Below are 17,954 nucleotides of genomic sequence, written 5' to 3' on the forward strand. Positions count from 1 at the left end.
ACCGGCGAGCCGCCGGCGTCGCGACCCGCGACGCGGCCGAGGTCGACGACACGGTCGTATCCCCTCGGCGCAGCGGGCGTTGTCGACCGCTCGCCGGTGCCGGTGACGCCTGCCCCATCCGCGTGTCGTCCGTGTGTCGTCCGTGCTCCGGGCGATCGATACTAAGTAGCGGTACCAGGTAGATAGTGCTGCTACTGTGTCGCCACATGAACGCGGAGCGGCACAGCCAATGGCTGCGTGGCGTACTGGACTTGTGTGTGTTGGGCCTGCTCGCCGACGGCGAGAGCTACGGATATCGACTCACGCAGGCGCTGGAGGCCGCGGGGCTCGGAACGATCCGCGGCGGCACGTTGTATCCCGTGCTGCTGCGTCTGGAACGCGACGGGTTGATCACGTCCCGCTGGGGTGTGGGCGATGCGGGCCCGGCCCGCAAGTACTACCGGTCGACGCCCCTGGGCGACCGGGAGTTGCGTACCGCGGCCGGTGAATGGACCGAGTTCGCCCAGCGGGTAGGCGCGATATGGGAAGGGGTGCGGCAGTGATCGCCGGTTCCGATTGGCTCGGCTCGTTGGCGAGCGAACTTCGACTCCGCGGGCTGCCGGCGGATCAGGTCGCGCGGGTGTTGGACGAGACGCGGGCGCATCTGTGGGAGGCGGGCGAGGATCCCCTCCGCGCGTTCGGGACGCCCTCGGCCTACGCGGCGGCGGTATACGAGAGTCTCGGCACGCCGCCGACACCGGTAAAACGCCGGGTCGTTCCCTCGGAGCCGCCTCGACTCCAGGCGAGCGGCATCGGCAAGCGGCACGGCCGGCGCCCACTGCTCGACGATGTCAACCTGACCGTGCATGCCGGGGAAGTGGCCGCCGTGGTCGGCGCGAACGGCTGCGGCAAGAGCACGTTCCTGCGCATCTGCGCGGGACTGGAGCGGGCACACGCGGGTCGGATCGTGGTGCGCGGGTCGATCGGCTACTGCCCGCAAGGCGGGGGAACCAGTGATTTCCTCACCCCCGACGAGCATTTCGCACTCGTCGGCGCCGGCCGCGGCCTGAGCCGCAACCGCTCTCGTGGAGCCGGGCGGGCCATGGCCGAACACCTGCGATGGCCCCAGCCGGCGCCCACCGCGGCCGCGCGCCTGTCGGGCGGTACCCGACAAAAACTCGAGGTGGTGTTGACCGCGCTGGGTGATCCGGACGTGCTTCTCCTGGACGAGCCCTATCAGGGCTTCGACCACGGTTCGTACACGCACTTTTGGGACCAGGTCCGGGAATGGGCGAACAGCGGCCGGGCCGTGGTCGTGGTCACGCACCTGCTGGATCGGCTCGAACGAGCCGACACGGTCGTCGATCTGACGCCGCGCCATGAAGCAGCCCCGGCCCTTCGAGGCCGGCACCACCCGAAGGGAACCCACCTGCGGTGACGCGACTGTCGACCATTGCCGAGATGACCGGCCGAGAGATTCTGCGGCGCCGCGTGGTGCTCCTTCTCCTGCTGCTGTTCCCCCTGCCGTTCTACCTGATGCAACGCGCCGACCACCCCGGACAGGCGATCAGGTTCCTGTTCGTGGGTCTGAGCTGGGCGATGAGCGGCTCCGCCCTGTTCGTCGCGCAGAACGGACGCTCGATCGACCAACGACTTCGCCTGTCCGGCTATCGGGCGCATCACCTCTGGATGGGCAGGATGCTCGCCCTGTGGCTGATCGGTGTGGTGGTGATACTGCCCTACCTGGCGATCGTCACGATGGACCAACCACACGTGCGCCGCGACGCGCTCGCCGTGGCGATGGTGCTGTGCGTGGCCGTGGCGGCACCGTTCGGCCTGCTCCTGGGAGCCCTGGTGCCGGGCGAGTTCGAGGGCACGCTGCTTCTGCTCGTCACGGTCGGAATGCAGATGGTCGCCGACCCCGCGACGACCACGGCGCGACTGATGCCCTTCTGGTCGGGACGGGAGATCGGCACGTACGCCATCGACCACACCGACACCGCCTTCCTCGTTCGCGGCGTCGCCCACGGCCTGGTGGCCGCCCTCGTGTTCTCGCTGGCGTTGGCCGCCGTCTCCACGGCACGGCTACGCCGCCATCGACACCTGCGAGTGCTGCCCTCGGGGTGAGCCGGGTACGACCCCACGGGCCGGCGACCCGGGGGCAGGGCTCGCGGTACGGCGTCGGCCGCAGCAGGCCTGGGAGGCGGCCGGCGCCCGTGGGTGTGTCGAACCGTGCACGGGTTCGACAGCGCCCGTGCTGAGCGAGCCGCGGTTGATGTCGGTTGTCCCCGCCCTCTGTTCAGGGATGGCCGCAGTTGCGCGGTCTGTTCCCCCTCAGCAGGGCGCCGTTCCCTCTCGACAGGGCGCCGGCCCGTTGAGGCGGGGACGATCGGTCAGGTGCGGTGCCGGCGGCTGCTGCGGATCATCGACATCAGCAGTTCGTGGGTTTCACCGTCGGCGGCCACGACGAGTCCGCGGCCTGCCTGCCCGATCGGGGCACCGTCGATGCCGGTGACCACGCAGCCGGCGGCTCGGCACAGCGCGATGCCGGCGGCAAAATGTACGCTCCCGGATAGATCGCCGCCGTCGGTGACGTATGCGGCGCGCTTGCCTGCCGCGACCCAGGCCAATGCCAGTGTCGTGGACACGACCCGGGGCCGGAACCGTTCGACGAACCCGGGCTGGGCCAACAGGTCCACGGCCCGGAAGCCGGGCGCGCCGGGGAACGGCGGGTCCAGGTTGACATCCACGAGTCGGGTGTCGGGGGTGGGCGACAGCCGGGCATCGACCCCCTCGTGCCGCACCCGGGCGGTCTCGCCGTCGGTGAAGAAGATCTCGCCGCTGAAGGGGTCGGCGACCGCCGCCGCCCCGTTGCGCAGCGCCACGTTGACGGCCACCAGCATGTTGCCGACGGCGTAGTTCAGCGTGCCGCACAAGGGATCCACCAGCCACCGGCGCTCGGTCTCCGCGGCACCCTGCTGCCCGCCCTCTTCGCCGAGGACGGCGTCGTCGGGTCGGGCGGCACGGATGACGCCGAGGATCGTCTTTTCTGCCTCCACGTCGGCGGCGGTGGCGAAGTCCCCGGCGCCCTTGTCGATGCGCGTGAGCCGCCGGCCGTACATGCTGCGCACTACGTCCGCGCCGGCGCGTGCCGCTGCCATCGCGACTCCGGCATCGTCAAGGTCCGCATACGAGTTGATCATGTCACGCAGGATATGGGCGCCGGAGGAACTCGCCCGGGGTCGGGTCGCCGTCACCGGAGATCCCGTCGGCCGTCGGCGCCGACCGCTGTACGAGGTCCGACCCGTGATCGTGGCAACGTCGTGGCCAAGGCTCCGAGTGCGCACAGCGCGGCCGTCCAGACCAGCGCGGCGTCGGCCGCCGTCCGGTCCGCGACGGCGCCTGCCGCCCACGGGCCGACGGTCTGCCCGATCGCGAACACCGCGGTGAACGCGCCGAGCGTGCGCGACCAGTGGGGCGGCGGCACGTTGGTTCGGATCAGCGCCGTCACCGACGCCGGCACCGCCATGAAAGTGAGCCCGTACATCGCGGCCGAGAGCACGAGCACCGCGAGACCCGCGGGCTCCGGCGGCCGGATCAGCGCCAGGCAAGCGGAGGCCGCGAGCACGGCGAGGAGCACGGCGAGCGTGCGCTCGGGCGGCCATGTGTTGAACGCCCGCCTCCAGACCCAAGGGGCGATGACGACGGCCGAGCCCAGCACCACCCAGATCGAAGCCACCTGCCCCGTCCCCGTGTGGCGCTCCTCGAGTGCCGCGGACAGGAACGTGATGTACGCGATGTAGCCGGCCGCGAAAAGCAGGTAGGCCACGGCGGGCCGCCCCAGGCCCGCGATCGGGCATCCGCTTCGGGCGTCGCCGCGTTCGGCGGGCGAGTCCGCGCTGCGGGCGGCACCCCAACCGACCGCCGTGGCCAGGGCCGAGGCCGCGGCGAGCGCGATCCACGCCACGGGCCACCTCGCGGGCGACCCGGCCAACAGCGGCGGCAGCAGGGCCCCGCTCAAGGCGATGCCCAGTCCCGCGCCCGCGAAGTAGACGGTGATGGGGAGCGAAGACCCGGTCCGCTCGGCGGTCCGCGAGGCGATCACACCGCCCGTGATGAACACCAGCGCGCCGGCGAACCCGGCCGAAACCCGCGCCGCGGCCATCCCGGCGAAACCCACATCGGCGGCAGTCAGCGCCAGGGAAACGGCGCACACGATCATGCCTGCCCGGAAGGTACACGTGGTGCCGCACCGCCGCGCGAGCGCCGCGGCGACTCCCGCGCCTCCCAGATAGCCGACGCCGTTCGCGGTGGTCGGCAATCCGGCCTTCCCGAGGCTCCATCCCAGGTCGGCCCGCATGGCCGGGAGGACCAGGCCGTACCCGAAGCGCGCGAAGCCGAGCGCGACCGCCGTACCGAGCGCGAGGCGCAGCGACGTGGCGATCACCGGGCCGGCCCGAGATCCCGGTCGAGGAACCCGATCACCGTACGCGCCAGGGCGATTCGGTGATCCGCCAGGGCGTGGTCGGTGGGCCATACCGTGTGGCGCAGCCGGTCGAGCCGGGACTCGTAGGCCGCCACGAGCGGGTAGTGGTGCGTCTCCGGGGGTGAGACGTCGTCCCTCGTGCCCGCGACCAGCAGCACCGGACGGTGGGCGAGTCGCTGGGCGAGCCGGGCCAACTCCCAGGCCGGACCGGCCGCTTCCATCTCCGCGACGAGTTCCTCGCCGCTCGTCCCGCGCAGGGGCGAAAGCGACTCCCCGAATGCGCGGACGAGGGACTCGCGCACCGCCGCGTCGGTGCGCGCCGCCCGCCCTGCCACACCGAGGTCGAACCCGGCGAAGGAGCCCGCCGCCGCGACACCCGGATCCGCGGCGGCGGTGCGCAGCGCGGCGAAACCCCCCAGGCTGTGCCCGAGGACCGCGAGGCGGTTCGCGTCGAGCCGATGCGCGTTCACGAACCGCGGTTCCCGCACCGCGCCGACGACCCGGGCGGAATCCTCCAGGACATTGCCCCACGACCAGGAGCCTTCGACACCCCACGATCCGCGGTAGTGGAAGACCAGCGCGGCGTATCCGGCCCGGCTCAGCGCGTGTGCGAGGTCGAAGTTCCGCTCGTTGCCCGGAAATCCGTGCAAGAGCACGACAACCGGGTGCGGTCCCGGTCCGCCGGGCAGGTGCAGGACGCCCAGTAGCGGTACGCCGGAGCTCTCGAAGGCCACCGGCACAGTCGCCGCCGGAGGCCGGAGCCCGACTGCGTGGTCGTCCGCGATCGGATCTCTGCCCACGTCTGCCTCCCGAGATGGAAACGATCGGTTCGATGTCCGACGCCGCAAGCTAGCAGAACATCGAACCGATCGGTACTATCATGTGCATGCCGGTTCCCAAGGGTGCGACCCTCGACCCCACCCGCACACGCGACGCGATCGTCGACTCCGCCACCACACTGCTCTACGAGCGTGGTCTCGACGGCATCGGCATCGCCGAGCTCTGCGCTCGGACGGGCATCTCCAAGGAGACCCTCTACCGCCACTTCGGCTCCAAGGACGGGCTCGTCCAGGCCGTCCTGGAAGTCCGCTCCGACCGCGTCCTCGCATGGATCACCGCCGCCGCCTCCGCTGCCGGCGACGACCCCGCCGCCCGATTGGCGGCCGTGTTCGACGCGTTGGGTACCTGGTACGCCACCCCGGGCTTCCGCGGCTGCGCCATCCTGAACGCCGCGGCGCAGCGACACGCCGCCCCTGCGGCTCCCATCGCCACCCGCCACCTGACCCGCTACCTCGAGCTCCTGACGTCGATCGCGGAAGCCGCGAACGCCTCGCAACCCGAAGCGCTGGCCCGGCAGTTGCTCATTCTTCTGGAAGGCGCCACCGTGGTGGCCGACCATCTGGCGGACCCACACGCGGCCCAGGCCGCGCTCTCCGCCGCGCAGACCCTGCTCGAAACCGCCGCCGATCCGAGGCGGTAGCCGCACAGCCGCCGGGTGTCGAGCCGCCCGGCCCGCACGGGTTGGCGACGCCGCGGCGGCCGGACCCGCGTCCCCGTCCGTTCGTCCGCCGTCCGTCCGTCCGTCCGATGATGATCCCGCCGACCGCGTGCGGTCGACGGAGCGAGTCCGGGGGCGCCCGAGCGGGTGGCATTCAGTGGTGACGAGTGAGGGTTGCGTCCCTGGCGTCGGGAAGTCGGGCCGGTTTGCCGGCGGGCGCGGCGTCCAGGTCGGCGCGGCGCCGCCGGCACAGGCGTTCCAGCGCCTGTACCCCCGGTTCCGCGCCGCGGAGCAGGGAGGGGCCGGAGCCCACGAAGCGCGAGCAGACGCCGACGTGGGCGTGGTGGACGTCCGTCAGGACCTCGACCAGGCGTCGGTGGGCGGGTCGCAGGGTGGAGGACTTCGCCGGCGCGACCCGGCCCCACTCGCGCAGGCTCCACACCAGGACGCGGTGATCGGCCGACCACAGGCCCGAGAATCCCGTTCGGGGAACGTGCGGTGGGGCCATCGAGGGCCGGACGATGTCGTGGTAGTCGTCGACGCCGAAGCTCGCGGTGACACGCAGGGCGGACGCGCCGGCGCGCAGGAAGTGCGCGGCGCTGTCCAGGCCGACGGCGGATCCGGCGGGCGAGGGAGCGTGGAGGGCGTGTCGCAGGGCGACGATGGTCGCCTGGGTGAGGGCGAAGAACAGTCGGTGTCCCTGGATCCAGCGTTCGCGGACCGTGGCGTGCGTCCGGAGTTCGTGGGGGTCGCTTCGGGGGGTCAGCCCGGCGGCATGCGCGGCGAGTTCGAGGTCGGGCTCCGTCGGGGTCCCGTCCGGGTTCCGGGACAGGGCGCGCACTTTGGCGAGGGTGTCGTCGAGGGCGTCGATCAACAGGGGCGCGGGGGCACACGCGCACCGGGCGACGGCGAAGTATTCGTCGAACACGGCTTCGCGAGGCTTGCGTTCGCGGACGCGTCCGTGGCCTGGGGGCGTGTGGTGACGATCAGGTCGGTTCGCGGCCGCGTGCAGGGTCGCGAGGTCATGGGGCAGTTGGTGCGGAGGAGCCAGCCACAGCACGGATTCGCTTGTCATATGGGCCGTTTCAGTAGATTTGTGCGGTACGTTACCCGTCATGTCACGAATTCCCATGGATGATTCGTTTCGCGGCGCGATCGGCATGGTCGCCGAGATCCTCGAGGACTATTGGGAGGACCTGCGCGAGGAACGCCTGCCGGTGACGCCGGAGCTTCGCCCCGGGGACGTGCGGGCGATGTTGCCCGACGGCGTGCCGGTACGGGGCGAGCCGATCCAGGACGTGCTCGCCGATGTGCGGCGTGTGGTGATGCCCGGCCTCGTGCACTGGCAACACCCGTCGTTCCTGGGCTACTACCCCACGCAGACCAGCCCCGCGTCGGTGGTCGGCGAGCTCTTGGCATCGGGTCTGGCGGTCCAGCACATGATGTGGTCGACGGGCCCGGCCGCCACCGAACTCGAGGAGGCGGTCCTGGACCACCTCGCGGTCGCGCTGGGCCTGCCGGAGCGGTTCCTCAGCGGCGGGGACGGCGGCGGGGTCCTCCAGGACTCCGCGTCCTCGGCGGTCCTGGTGGCCGTGGTCGCCGCCCTGTACCGGGCCTCGGGCGGGCGTTGGCGCGAACACGGCACCGAGGGCCGCTATCGCCTGTACTGCACCGACCAGGCGAACTCCTGCGTCCCGAAAGCCTCGCGCATCGCCGGCCTGGGCGAACCGAGCCTGATCGCCACCACGGCCGGCACGTGCGCGATGGACCCTCGCGCCCTGCGCGAGCAACTGACGGCCGACCGCGCCGCGGGCATCGTTCCCGCGATCGTGGTCGCCTCCGTCGGCACCACGGGCACCTGCGCCATCGACCCGCTTGCCGCCGTCGCCGCGGTGTGCCGGGAATTCGGCGCGTGGCTGCACGTGGACGCCGCCTACGCCGGATCGGCGGCCGTCTGCCCGGAAAACCGCTGGATCAACGACGGCGTCGAACACGCCGACTCCTACGCCGTGAACTGCCACAAGTGGTTGTTGACGGGGCCGCCTTGCGACGCCATGTGGGTGGCCGACCGGCACAGCCTCACCGCCGCCATGGACATCCGCCCGGATTTCCTGCGGAACCGGGCCAGCGACTCGGGCGAGGTCACCGACTTCCGGGACTGGCAGGTGCCACTCATGCACCCCTTCCGCGCCCTGAAACTGTGGTTCGTCCTGCGCACCCACGGCATCGACGGCCTGCGCACGCACATCCGCGAACAGCTCCTGCTCGCCGACCTGTTCGCCGACCTGGTCCGGGAAACCCCCGGCTTCGAACTCGTCTCGCACACCCTCGGACTGGTGTGCTTCCGCCTCGTCGGCGACAACGCGCGCACCGAACGCCTGCGCACCGACCTGGACGCCACCCACCGACTCCTGGTGACGCCCACCACCGTCGACGGCCGCTACGTGCTGCGCGCGGCCCTGGGTTCGCGTCTGGCATCGCAGAGTTCCGTACGCAACGCCTGGGAACTGGTACGCGAGGTCGCCGCCGCGATCCCCGACCACCGACCCCCATCATCCGAGGCCCCGACGACGGCCCCGGTGGGCGCACGGTGACCACGAACACGCCCGCGCGCGGCCACACCTGCCCGGGGCACCGCAAAACCCACCACACACCCCGAGAAGCCGGGACCGTGCACGTGACCGGAATCCGGCCGTGCCGGCGCGCCGACGATGCGCGAGCCGCAGACGTGCCACGCCCCGTCCACCTGCGCCCACGCGTCCGCCCTCTCGTCATGCGAACGACATCCGACGGAGAACACCGTGCACGGACATGACGCCGCGGCCGCGGCGGGCGAACGCTGGTTCGACTACGCGGCGGCGCACCCCCACTCGAGCATGGAGATCGGTGGCGTGGCCGTGATCACCGGCCCCGCGCCCTCGACGGTCGAACTGCACGCGCTGATCGACTTGGCCCGCGCGGCCCACCCACCGCTGCGCGACCGAGCCCGCGCGCCCGGCGCGAACACGCGCGGTCCGGCCGCGCCCGCCGATCACCTCGAGGAGGTCGCGCTGCCCGCCCGCGGCGGCGACGTCGCGTTGCACGCGGCGATCGAGCGCGTGTGCGCCCGACCCCTCGCGGACGTCACCTGGGGCATGACGTTGCTCCACGGCCACCGTGACAACGAGTTCGCTCTGCTCCTTCGCGCCCACCACGGCCTCATGGACGGCATGTCCCTGATCGGGGTCATGCTCGCCGCGCTGGGGGAATCCGGCCTCCCGCGCCGCCGCACACCCCCCAGGCCACCACGCACCTGGACGCCCGGCCGCGTGCGCGCCCTGCTGCGCGCCGCGATCGACATCGCGCTGCCCGCGCACGCGATCGACCTCGGCCCGGCGCGTGTCCAAGCCCCGACCGGCCCGCCGCTACGCCGATGGGCCCACACGCCGCTGCCTCGTATGAAGGCGATCGCGCGCGCCGGCGGCACCAGCCTCAATGACGTGTATCTGGCCGCCCTCGCCGGTGCCCTGCGACCCTGGCTGCCCGACGACGCCACAGGCACCGTGAGGGCGATGGTCCCCCTCGACAGCCGGCGCGAGGACACGAGCACCGCGGTGGGCAACTTCCACCGCGGCGTCCCCGTCGTCCTGCCGTGCCGAGTGCCCACCGCGGCCGAGCGACTGGCCGCCACGCACCTGGCCACCGCGAACATCCGGACCGGCCGCTACGATCCCGACGCGGACGTCCTCTTCGATACCCTGCCCACTCGTTGGCACGGTCGGGCCCTGGCCCGCGTCCTGCATCCGCGGCGCACCACCGTGGTGGCCACCCATGTCCCCGGTCCCGCACGGCCCCTCGAACTCCACGGCCACAGCATCCACACCCTGCTGCCGCTGATGTTCCTGCCCGCGGGACACCGCCTGTCGATCTGCCTGGCCGAATACGCCGGAACCGCGCACCTGGCCGTCGTCGCCGACCCCAGCCTGCCCGCCATCGACGAACTCTCCACCCGATGGCTTGCCGAACTCGACGCACTCGAAGACACCCGCACGCCCCACCTCCCCGTCGCCGCCTCCGCGATCACACCCGGAGCGATCGTCGACCCGACACCGGGCAGCCCGGAGCGCACCACGACACCCTGACGTCACCGCCACCCGCACACCGCACCCCGTGCGGCGCGTGGAGACCCGGCGGTGGCGGCACCATCGAAACTCTCCGGGCCCCGCGAGCCGCCCGTCCGTGCGAAGCGGCCGGATCGCCATCCCCTGCCGCTCCCGCCCGGCTCCGGGTCAGGTGGTGCGCTTGGTGGCGTCGAAGCGCTTCATGCGTTCGAGGACCCGCTCGTGGGTCGGCGTGCTCATCTCGTCGACGATGTGGCCGTCGCCGAGAAAGACGACGCGGTCCGCGTAGGAGGCGGCGACCAGATCGTGGGTGACCATGACCACGGTCTGGCGCAGCTCGTCGACGCTGCGGCGGAGTACGCCCAGCACCTCGGCACCCGCGTGCGAATCCAGGTTGCCGGTCGGCTCGTCGGCGAAAATGAGCTCGGGGCGGGACGCGAACGCCCGGGCACACGCGACGCGTTGCTGTTGCCCGCCGGACATCTCCGATGGACGATGGCGCAGCCTGTCACCGATCTCCAGGGTCGCCACCACCTGGTCGAGCCAGGCCCGGTCCGGCTGGTGGTGGGCGATGGACATCGGCAACACGATGTTCTCCATCGCGGTGAGGAAGGGAAGCAGGTTGAAGGTCTGGAAGATGAAACCGATCTTGTCCCGGCGCAGTCGGGTGAGATCCTTGTCCTTGAGCGCGGTGATCTCGGTGTCCCCGACCCAGATGTGACCACTGGTCACCGAGTCGAGGCCGGCCAGACAGTGCATCAGGGTCGACTTGCCCGAGCCCGACGGCCCCATGATGGCGGTGAAGCAACCCCGTTCGATGCCGATGTCGACCGCGTCCACGGCCACGACCCGTGTGTCGTCGGCTCCGAACGTCTTGGTCAGGGCGCTCGCACGGGAGGCGAGTTCGGGCCCGCCCGGCAGATCGCGTGGAGTCGCATCGGTGTGGTCGCCGTCGTTCCTGCGGTGTTTGCGCACGGGCTCTCCTCGGTCGGTGAGCGTACGGACTCCTCGAGTATCGACCCGCCGTCGACACATGGGAACGCACCGGAGGGACCGGACTGCGCCGGAACGAGGCTCCCTTGGGGGCGTCGCCGTCGTCATCCGGCAACACCGCGACGGCGAACGGGCCATCGGCCTGCCCACACGGAAACCGGCGGGCGCGGTCAAGCAGTTCCGCCGAGGGATCGCCGGGCGCTCGCCGGGCACTAACGGTCGCCCGAACAACCCGACAGATATCAACATCACAACACCCCGAACACCGCGACAAGTGACGCGTATTGCTCCGGTCCATCCCTTGACACGCCCAACTCCCCACCGATGGGATGTCAATTCCCGTTGAAATACGTTCGATCACGATGATTTCCACGGGCCGTAAGTACCCATCGCACCAATCAGCACCTGTGCTCATTCGAATCCCCGAGCTCTGGAGCCGTCCGTGCACAAGGTACGAACCACCCTCACCCGCCGCCTCGCGGCGATCCTCACCGCCCTGCCGCTCCTGGCCCCGACGGTGGGCGCGGCCGCCCTGGCCGGCGCATCCGTCGTCGCCGCCCCGACGGCCGCCGCCGCACCCGACGGCCAAGCCGTGGTACCCCCGATGGGATTCAACAACTGGAACTCGACCCACTGCCGGGCCGACTTCAACGAGGCCATGGTCAAGGGCATCGCCGACCTCTTCGTGTCCCAGGGCCTCAAGGCCGCCGGTTACCAGTACGTCAACCTCGACGACTGCTGGGCCCTCCCCAACCGGGACGCGGCGGGCAACCTGGTCGCCGATCCGGTCCGCTTCCCCCACGGCATCAAGGCCGTCGCCGACTACGTCCACGACAAGGGCCTCAAATTCGGCATCTACACCAGCGCCGGCACCAAGACCTGCGACGCCGCCGGATTCCCCGGCGCCCTCGGTCACGAGCGCCAGGACGCGAACCTGTTCGCCTCCTTCGGCGTCGACTACCTCAAGTACGACAACTGCAACAACCAGGGCGTGGACGCCAGGAAGCGCTACACCGACATGGCGAACGCCCTGCACGCCACCGGCCGCCCCATCGTCTTCTCCCTCTGCGACTGGGGCGAGAGCAAGGCTTGGGAGTGGGCCGCCCCGATCGGTCACCTGTGGCGCACCACGGGCGACATCTCGGACAACTGGTTCTCGATGATCAACATCGCCCACCGCAACCAACCCCTCGCCCCCTACGCCGGCCCGGGCCACTGGAACGACCCGGACATGCTGGAGGTCGGCAACGGCGGCATGACCGCCGCCGAGTACCGCACCCACTTCACCCTGTGGTCGATGATGTCCGCGCCGCTGCTGATCGGGACCGATCTGCGCACGGCGAGCGCGGAAACCTTCTCGATCCTGTCCAACCCCGACGTGATCGCCGTCGACCAGGACCCCCTGGGCAAGCAAGGCACCGTCGTCGCCAACAACGGCGGCCTCGTGGTCATGGTCAAGGAGTTGGCCAACGGCGACCGCGCCGTGTCGCTGACCAACGAGACCGGCGGCACCGCCACCATCTCCACCACCACGGACGCCCTGGGCATCGCCAACCGCAGCCCTTATCGGCTCAAGGATCTGTGGACCAAGGTCGCCTCCACCAACACCACCGGCACCATCAGCGCCTCCGTACCCTCCCACGCCACCGTCGTCTACCGAATCACCCCCGGCCCGGTGCCCGTTCCCCCCGCCGGCACCTCGCACCTGTCCGACATCCCCTGGACGGGCATGCTCAACGGCTGGGGCCCGGTGGAGAAGGACCGCAGCAACGGTGAACGGGCAGCCGGCGACGGCCGGGCGCCGACCATCAACGGCACCGTCTACGCCAAGGGCCTCGGCGCGCACGCCCCCGGCACCCTCACCTACCACCTCGGCGCCCGCTGCACCCGTCTGACAGTGGACGTCGGCGTCGACGACGAGAGCACCCGGACCGGGTCGGTCACGTTCCGGATCTACCGCGACGACATCAAGGTCGCGGACAGCGGCGTGCTGACCACGTCGGACCCGGCCAGGGCACTCACCGCCGACCTGACCGGAGGCCGCACGCTGACCCTCGCCGTCACCGATGGCGGCAACGGCATCGACTACGACCACGCGGACTGGGCAAACCCCAGGCTCACCTGCACCTGATCCCCACTCATCCCGGCACAGCCCCGGCGGCCGGCTTCCGGAACGGCTCCCGGTCACGGTCGATCCGACCGTGACCGGGAGCCGGCACTTCCCGGAGCGGGCCGTCCCCGCGCGCCGGCCCGCGCGCCCCCGACCGGGGCTTCTCGAACACCCTCCGGTCCGACGCCGTACACGCTCCCGCGGTGGAATGTCGACCCGGTGAACCAACAATGGGGGTGCGCGGACCACCGCCTGCACGAACCGCGTTCAACGGAGCAACCGCCCGAACGAGTGGGCGCGTTCGACCACGCCCGTCTCCCGACAGGCAACGCCTCGACACCGGCGAGCGGAACTATAGGCCCGGACCGCGCAGTGCGATGGTACAGCCGACCTTGGACTGGATGTTGACGTATAGGATCCGGCCTTCGGGGTCGAAGGTGGCGCCGGCGAACTCCGCGTCCGGGTCGCCCGGGACCGGGGCCAGGCGGGCGATGTCGAACAGGACACCGCGCCGCCCACAGCGCGCGGATCGGCGAACTGCCGGCCCAGGTCGGCCTCGGCCCCCGGGAGGCGGCGACCCGACCGCGCGGACTCTCCGGCGGCCGGCGTCAACGCACGGCCATCGCCCGGGCGCCGGCGGTGGAGCCCGCGCTGCTGGTCCTGGACGAGGCGGTCTCGGCGCTGGACGTCTCGGTCCGGGCGCAAGTCCTCAATCTGCTCGCCGACATCCGCCGGGACACCGGCATCGGGCTGATCTTCGTCAGCCATGACCTGACCGTGGTGCGCTACCTGTGCGACGAGGCCCTCGTGCTGCATCGGGGCCGCACCGTGAAGCACCGACCCGTCGGCGACCTGCTCACCGCGCCCGCCGACCCCTACACCCGACTGCTGCTCGCCTCGATCCCGCGCCCCGGCTGGGACCCGGAGCACATCGCCCGACAACACCGCGCACTACCCGTGCCCACCGCCGGCGCCGCGGTCCCGAGCGCCTCATGGCGGCGAACCGCACCCGTCGATCCGCGACGGTGTGGCGTTGTCTGCCACTCGAGGGTGTGGCGATCGCGGCCACTCAGTCGATACAGAACTCGTTGCCCTCGATGTCCTGCATCGGGATGCACGAATCAGTGCCGTCATACAGCGTTTGCACGTGTACCGCACCGAGCGGGACCAGTCGTGCGCACTCGGCCTCGAGTACGGCCAGGCGCTCTTCACCCACGAGTCCGGTGCCGACCCGCACGTCGAGATGCACCCGGTTCTTGGCGGCCTTCCCTTCGGGGACGCGCTGGAAGTACAGCCGCGGCCCCACGCCCGAGGGATCGATGCAGGCGAACCACGCGTCCTGCTGCTCGGGAGGTAGTGAGATCTTGTACTCGTCCCAAGTGGCGAACCCCGCCGGCGGTGGCGGTACGACATACCCCAGCACCTCGCACCAGAAACGAGCGAGGCGCTCGGGTTCCGCGCAGTCGAAGGTGACTTGGAACTGCTTGATCGCTGCCATCGGTCCATCGTAGAAGCAGGTCTTTCGTCGCTTGTCCAACGGGTCGCCGCGGTGCGGCGGGGGGCGGGGCGAGCCGGCCGCCGCGGCCATCACCGGCGAACACGAGGGCCGGGCAGGACGGTTCGCGGAACGGAAGCCGTCGCGGACGATCGCCGCGGAGACGGTAGGGGCGGCGCGGGTGGTGGCCCATCGCAGCGACGTGATGCCGGACGTGCCCCTGCCCGAGCCGCCCCCGGACGGCATCGTCGCCGGTCACCGGGAGGGTCTGGGCCCTGCCGCGCGGCGCAGTCGGTTGGCGATCGCCAGTCCCAGGCCCTCGTCCGCGGGTAGGGACACGACGACGACGTCGCACCCGCGCCGATCGAATTCGCGCAGAATCCCGTACAGCCCCTGCGCGTAGGCGGCCGGCGATTCGGGAACGGCCATCACCGTGTGCGCCTTCACCGGAGCGCCGGCGCGGGAGGAGGGGACGAGCACGCCCACCCGCTGCCCCGACTCCTGCGCGAGTTCCGCTTCGGCGACCACGTTTTCGGGCTCGACCAGGATCACCCGCGCGCGAGGCGCGTAGTGCGAGGGATGCCGACCCGGCACCGGCGTGCGGCCTGTGGAGTCGACCTCGAGCGAGCGTCCCAGCACGGCTTCGAGATCCTCGCGCGTCACCCCACCGGGCCGAAGGATGCTCGGAACGTCGCCGGTGGCGTCGACGATGGTGGACTCGACGCCGACGAGGCAGGGGCCGCCGTCCAGCACGAAGTCGACGGCATCGCCGAGCTCCGCGCGGACGTGGTCCGCCGTCGTGGGGCTGACCGCACCGAAGCGGTTGGCGGACGGGGCCGCGACACCTCCGCCGAAGGCCGAGAGCAGCGCGAGCGCGACGGGATGATCGGGCACGCGCACGGCCACCGTCTCCAGGCCGCCGGTCGCCGCCGGAGACACCCGCCCGCCCCGCCGCAGGACCAGTGTGAGGGGACCCGGCCAAAAACGCGCGGCCAACAGGCGGGCCGTCGCGGGCACTTCCCGGACCCAGTCGCCCAACCGCTCCGCGCCCGCGATGTGCACGATCAGTGGATGGGAGGGTGGGCGCCCCTTGGCCTGGAAGACACGCGCAAGGGCGGCGGGGTTCTCGGCGTCGGCGCCCAGACCGTAGACGGTCTCGGTCGGGAGGGCCACCAGGCCCCCATCACGCAGCACAGCGGCCGCCTTCTCGATGTCAGCCGTTCTCGTCGTCACATCGGCAATCGTCTCACCGCAGCCGCGCGCGGGAGGCAGGCGTGCAGCCGGTGCCCGCGCCGACCTCCCGGAACGGGCCGGTGGTCGGGTCGAGCCGACCGTCAGGGGCAGCGCCGCCACGCGGCGAGGTACCCGACGTACATGCGCGCTTTCCGTCCGACGCGCCCCGACTCGCCGTCGAATGTGATCCGGGCCACACCGTGTCACACGTTCCCCCCGTCCGGCGCCTTGTGTGCGAAACCCCAAGCGGACGAAGCGAACGAACGGAACAGGGACCATGACCAAGCGCGGCGGGCGGCGCCCGCCCGCCGTCCGCCCGCATACCCGGAACCCCGGGACCGGCCGCCATGAAAGGGAATGGAAGGATTCGAGGATGCGCGACCACACCGCGGACCCGGCGACCGATGCCTTCGTCGCCCACCGCAATCTGCTCTTCACCGTGGCCTACGAAATCCTCGGCTCGGCGGCCGACGCCGAGGACGTCCTGCAGGAGACCTGGCTGCGTTGGGCCGAGGTCGATCTGGAGCAGGTCCGCGACCAGCGCGCCTACCTCGTCCGCGTCACGAGCCGGCGAGCCCTCGACCGGCTGCGCACCCTGCGGCGCCGCAAGGAGACCTACGTCGGCCCGTGGCTGCCCGAGCCGCTGCTCACCTCGCCGGACGTCGCCGAGAACGTCGAGCTCGCCGAGAGCCTGTCCATGGCCGTGATGCTCGTCCTGGAGACCCTCTCGCCCACCGAGCGGGCCGTGTTCGTCCTGCGCGAAGTCTTCGACGTCGACTACGACGAGATCGCGGAGGCGGTCGGCAAGACCCCGGCCACCGTCCGCCAGATCGCCCACCGCTCCCGCAAGCACGTCGACGCCCGCCGCCCTCGCCAGGTGGTCTCACCACGCCAGGCCAAGGCCGCCATCGCCTCGTTCCAACACGCCGTGGAGACCGGCGACCTGCAGGGCGTGCTCGACGTGCTCGCCCCCGACGTCGTCCTGATCAGCGACGGCGGCGGCGTCAGGAGCGCCGCGCTACGGCCCGTCATCGGCCTCACGAAGGTGGTCCGCCTCCTTCTCGCCGCCCTCGGCGACAAGGAAGGCACGCTCACCGGCGAGGCCACCACCGTCAACGGCGATCCGGCGCTCCTCCTGCGCGTCGACGGCGAGATCGACAGCATCATGGCGATCCGTCTCGACGACGGCCTCGTCACCGACATCTACTTCGTCCGGAACCCCGCCAAGCTCACCCACATCGCGGCCGACACACCACTCGACCTGAACTGACACCACAACGGCCGCGGCCCCATCGTGGGCACGGTTCGCCGACAAGGCCATGGGCATGCGGGCCGTCTTGTACCCGGTCGCGGTGCCGGCGCTGCCGGTGTGGTGGTGGGTCCGGCGGCGGGGGCGGGCGTTCCCCTGGGATGTGGACGCGCTGATCACCCTGCCGTTCGTGGTGGATGTCGCCGGGAACGCGGCCGACCTGTAAGACCGGGTCGTGTGGTTCGACGACGCCTGCCACTTCGGCGACCGGGCGGTGCTCGGAACGGCGTGCGCGGTGGCACTGCGGCGGCGGAGCACCTTGCCGGCGTGGGCAATCGCATGGTGCTACGCGGGGCCGGGGCGACCACGGCAATCCTGTGGCCCGGGGGTCAGCCGGCGCTCGGGATGTACAGGAATTAGACCGGGTAGGGCGCGGCTCGGCCTGGCTGATCGACCGTCACCCACACCTCGAAGCCCGCGGCGAAGGCGGATTCCTCCAGTGCGAAGCCGATCACGGCGTTCTTGGTTTCCTTGCTCGTCAGCTGCCCGTTGAACGAGGGGGCCAGGGTCCGGTCGGGGAGCGGCGGGTCGACCTGTGCCATGTGTACGGCGTTGTCGTCGTGACGCACCACGCTCACGTGAACCTGACCGTCCAGGGTCAGCGGCTTCGCGCCGTCGTGACCGAGCCGGACGTGGACGTCGCCGCGCCGCGATCCGGCGGGCGCGGGGACGTCGCCGGGTGTTGCGACCTGGGTCACCGATACGCGGGCGAGGTTGGGCAGGACGAATTCGGTGCCCAATGCCGGCGGCG

General features: G+C 71.3%; 17 protein-coding genes and 1 pseudogene. 10 read left to right on the plus strand and 8 right to left on the minus strand.

The window, feature by feature from the left end; genetic code table 11:
* Positions 1-206 precede the first annotated feature (206 nt).
* The 3 genes from ACIBSV_RS40750 to ACIBSV_RS40760 are packed head-to-tail and all read left to right on the plus strand — an operon-like array spanning position 207 to position 2,106.
* Positions 207-542 (plus strand): PadR family transcriptional regulator, encoded by a 336-nt coding sequence (locus tag ACIBSV_RS40750; protein WP_395872359.1) that lies wholly within the window; start codon positions 207-209, stop codon positions 540-542.
* Positions 539-1,417, plus strand: a complete 879-nt coding sequence (locus tag ACIBSV_RS40755) for an ATP-binding cassette domain-containing protein (protein ID WP_395872360.1) — start codon at positions 539-541, stop codon at positions 1,415-1,417. Before ACIBSV_RS40750 ends, ACIBSV_RS40755 begins: the two co-directional genes overlap by 4 nt.
* A 23-nt stretch (positions 1,418-1,440) precedes the next feature.
* Positions 1,441-2,106: an ABC transporter permease gene (locus ACIBSV_RS40760; RefSeq protein ID WP_395872362.1), complete on the plus strand. Its 666-nt coding sequence runs from the start codon at positions 1,441-1,443 to the stop codon at positions 2,104-2,106.
* Positions 2,107-2,372: 266 nt separating this feature from the next.
* On the opposite strand, the gene ACIBSV_RS40765 is transcribed toward ACIBSV_RS40760, so the two are convergent.
* The 3 genes from ACIBSV_RS40765 to ACIBSV_RS40775 are packed head-to-tail and all read right to left on the minus strand — an operon-like array spanning position 2,373 to position 5,199.
* On the minus strand, positions 2,373-3,182 hold the full coding sequence (locus ACIBSV_RS40765; RefSeq protein ID WP_395872364.1) for an inositol monophosphatase family protein: 810 nt from the start codon (positions 3,180-3,182) through the stop codon (positions 2,373-2,375).
* A 50-nt stretch (positions 3,183-3,232) separates the two neighbouring features.
* Positions 3,233-4,426, minus strand: a complete 1,194-nt coding sequence (locus ACIBSV_RS40770) for a YbfB/YjiJ family MFS transporter (protein ID WP_395872366.1) — start codon at positions 4,424-4,426, stop codon at positions 3,233-3,235.
* Positions 4,423-5,199, minus strand: a complete 777-nt coding sequence (locus ACIBSV_RS40775) for an alpha/beta hydrolase family protein (protein WP_395872368.1) — start codon at positions 5,197-5,199, stop codon at positions 4,423-4,425. The genes ACIBSV_RS40770 and ACIBSV_RS40775 overlap by 4 nt, the downstream gene beginning before the upstream one ends.
* Before the next feature lie 152 nt (positions 5,200-5,351).
* Between ACIBSV_RS40775 and ACIBSV_RS40780 the strand changes: the two genes are divergently transcribed.
* Positions 5,352-5,945, plus strand: a complete 594-nt coding sequence (locus ACIBSV_RS40780; protein WP_395872370.1) for a TetR/AcrR family transcriptional regulator — start codon at positions 5,352-5,354, stop codon at positions 5,943-5,945.
* A 172-nt stretch (positions 5,946-6,117) separates the two neighbouring features.
* On the opposite strand, the gene ACIBSV_RS40785 is transcribed toward ACIBSV_RS40780, so the two are convergent.
* Positions 6,118-7,038 (minus strand): hypothetical protein, encoded by a 921-nt coding sequence (locus ACIBSV_RS40785; RefSeq protein WP_395872372.1) that lies wholly within the window; start codon positions 7,036-7,038, stop codon positions 6,118-6,120.
* A 55-nt stretch (positions 7,039-7,093) separates the two neighbouring features.
* Between ACIBSV_RS40785 and ACIBSV_RS40790 the strand changes: the two genes are divergently transcribed.
* Both ACIBSV_RS40790 and ACIBSV_RS40795 read left to right on the plus strand, forming a co-directional pair.
* Complete coding sequence (locus ACIBSV_RS40790) at positions 7,094-8,557, plus strand: pyridoxal-dependent decarboxylase (protein ID WP_395872374.1); 1,464 nt, start codon at positions 7,094-7,096, stop codon at positions 8,555-8,557.
* A gap of 207 nt (positions 8,558-8,764) precedes the next feature.
* The gene (locus tag ACIBSV_RS40795) at positions 8,765-10,084 is read left to right on the plus strand and encodes a wax ester/triacylglycerol synthase domain-containing protein (protein ID WP_395872376.1); all 1,320 of its coding nucleotides are present in this window, start codon (positions 8,765-8,767) and stop codon (positions 10,082-10,084) included.
* A gap of 147 nt (positions 10,085-10,231) precedes the next feature.
* Here the strand turns inward: ACIBSV_RS40795 and ACIBSV_RS40800 are convergent, their stop codons facing one another.
* Entirely contained in the window at positions 10,232-11,038 is an 807-nt protein-coding gene (locus tag ACIBSV_RS40800) for an ABC transporter ATP-binding protein (RefSeq protein WP_395872378.1), read from the minus strand.
* Positions 11,039-11,498: 460 nt separating this feature from the next.
* Between ACIBSV_RS40800 and ACIBSV_RS40805 the strand changes: the two genes are divergently transcribed.
* A complete protein-coding gene (locus tag ACIBSV_RS40805) occupies positions 11,499-13,187 on the plus strand; it encodes an NPCBM/NEW2 domain-containing protein (protein ID WP_395872380.1) in 1,689 nt (562 codons plus the stop codon).
* 495 nt (positions 13,188-13,682) lie between these two features.
* A pseudogene (locus ACIBSV_RS40810) lies at positions 13,683-14,120 on the plus strand (ATP-binding cassette domain-containing protein); the annotation flags it as partial.
* A gap of 115 nt (positions 14,121-14,235) precedes the next feature.
* On the opposite strand, the gene ACIBSV_RS40815 reads toward ACIBSV_RS40810, so the two are convergent.
* Together ACIBSV_RS40815 and ACIBSV_RS40820 are read right to left on the minus strand one after the other, a co-directional pair.
* Complete coding sequence (locus tag ACIBSV_RS40815) at positions 14,236-14,664, minus strand: VOC family protein (protein ID WP_395872382.1); 429 nt, start codon at positions 14,662-14,664, stop codon at positions 14,236-14,238.
* Between the two features lie 252 nt (positions 14,665-14,916).
* On the minus strand, positions 14,917-15,894 hold the full coding sequence (locus ACIBSV_RS40820) for an L-threonylcarbamoyladenylate synthase (RefSeq protein ID WP_395872384.1): 978 nt from the start codon (positions 15,892-15,894) through the stop codon (positions 14,917-14,919).
* Between the two features lie 373 nt (positions 15,895-16,267).
* On the opposite strand from ACIBSV_RS40820, the gene ACIBSV_RS40825 reads away from it, so the two are divergent.
* Both ACIBSV_RS40825 and ACIBSV_RS40830 read left to right on the plus strand, forming a co-directional pair.
* Positions 16,268-17,164 (plus strand): RNA polymerase sigma-70 factor, encoded by an 897-nt coding sequence (locus ACIBSV_RS40825; RefSeq protein WP_395872386.1) that lies wholly within the window; start codon positions 16,268-16,270, stop codon positions 17,162-17,164.
* 55 nt (positions 17,165-17,219) lie between these two features.
* Complete coding sequence (locus ACIBSV_RS40830) at positions 17,220-17,369, plus strand: hypothetical protein (protein ID WP_395872387.1); 150 nt, start codon at positions 17,220-17,222, stop codon at positions 17,367-17,369.
* Positions 17,370-17,559: 190 nt separating this feature from the next.
* Here ACIBSV_RS40830 and ACIBSV_RS40835 read toward each other — a convergent pair whose 3' ends face one another.
* A complete protein-coding gene (locus tag ACIBSV_RS40835) occupies positions 17,560-17,901 on the minus strand; it encodes a hypothetical protein (protein WP_395872389.1) in 342 nt (113 codons plus the stop codon).
* Between the last annotated feature and the right edge of the window lie 53 nt (positions 17,902-17,954).

The organism is Embleya sp. NPDC050154, from assembly GCF_044460165.1.
Taxonomy (GTDB): Bacteria; Actinomycetota; Actinomycetes; order Streptomycetales; family Streptomycetaceae; genus Embleya.

Bases quoted from the DNA above. Each gene is read 5' to 3' on its own strand.
- ACIBSV_RS40785 (WP_395872372.1), bottom strand. From the start codon at position 7,038: ATGACAAGCGAATCCGTGCTGTGGCTGGCTCCTCCGCACCAACTGCCC.
- ACIBSV_RS40790 (WP_395872374.1), top strand. From the start codon at position 7,094: ATGGATGATTCGTTTCGCGGCGCGATCGGCATGGTCGCCGAGATCCTC.
- ACIBSV_RS40830 (WP_395872387.1), top strand. From the start codon at position 17,220: ATGCGGGCCGTCTTGTACCCGGTCGCGGTGCCGGCGCTGCCGGTGTGG.
- ACIBSV_RS40750 (WP_395872359.1), top strand. From the start codon at position 207: ATGAACGCGGAGCGGCACAGCCAATGGCTGCGTGGCGTACTGGACTTG.
- ACIBSV_RS40825 (WP_395872386.1), top strand. From the start codon at position 16,268: ATGCGCGACCACACCGCGGACCCGGCGACCGATGCCTTCGTCGCCCAC.
- ACIBSV_RS40765 (WP_395872364.1), bottom strand. From the start codon at position 3,182: ATGATCAACTCGTATGCGGACCTTGACGATGCCGGAGTCGCGATGGCA.
- ACIBSV_RS40815 (WP_395872382.1), bottom strand. From the start codon at position 14,664: ATGGCAGCGATCAAGCAGTTCCAAGTCACCTTCGACTGCGCGGAACCC.
- ACIBSV_RS40760 (WP_395872362.1), top strand. From the start codon at position 1,441: ATGACCGGCCGAGAGATTCTGCGGCGCCGCGTGGTGCTCCTTCTCCTG.
- ACIBSV_RS40780 (WP_395872370.1), top strand. From the start codon at position 5,352: ATGCCGGTTCCCAAGGGTGCGACCCTCGACCCCACCCGCACACGCGAC.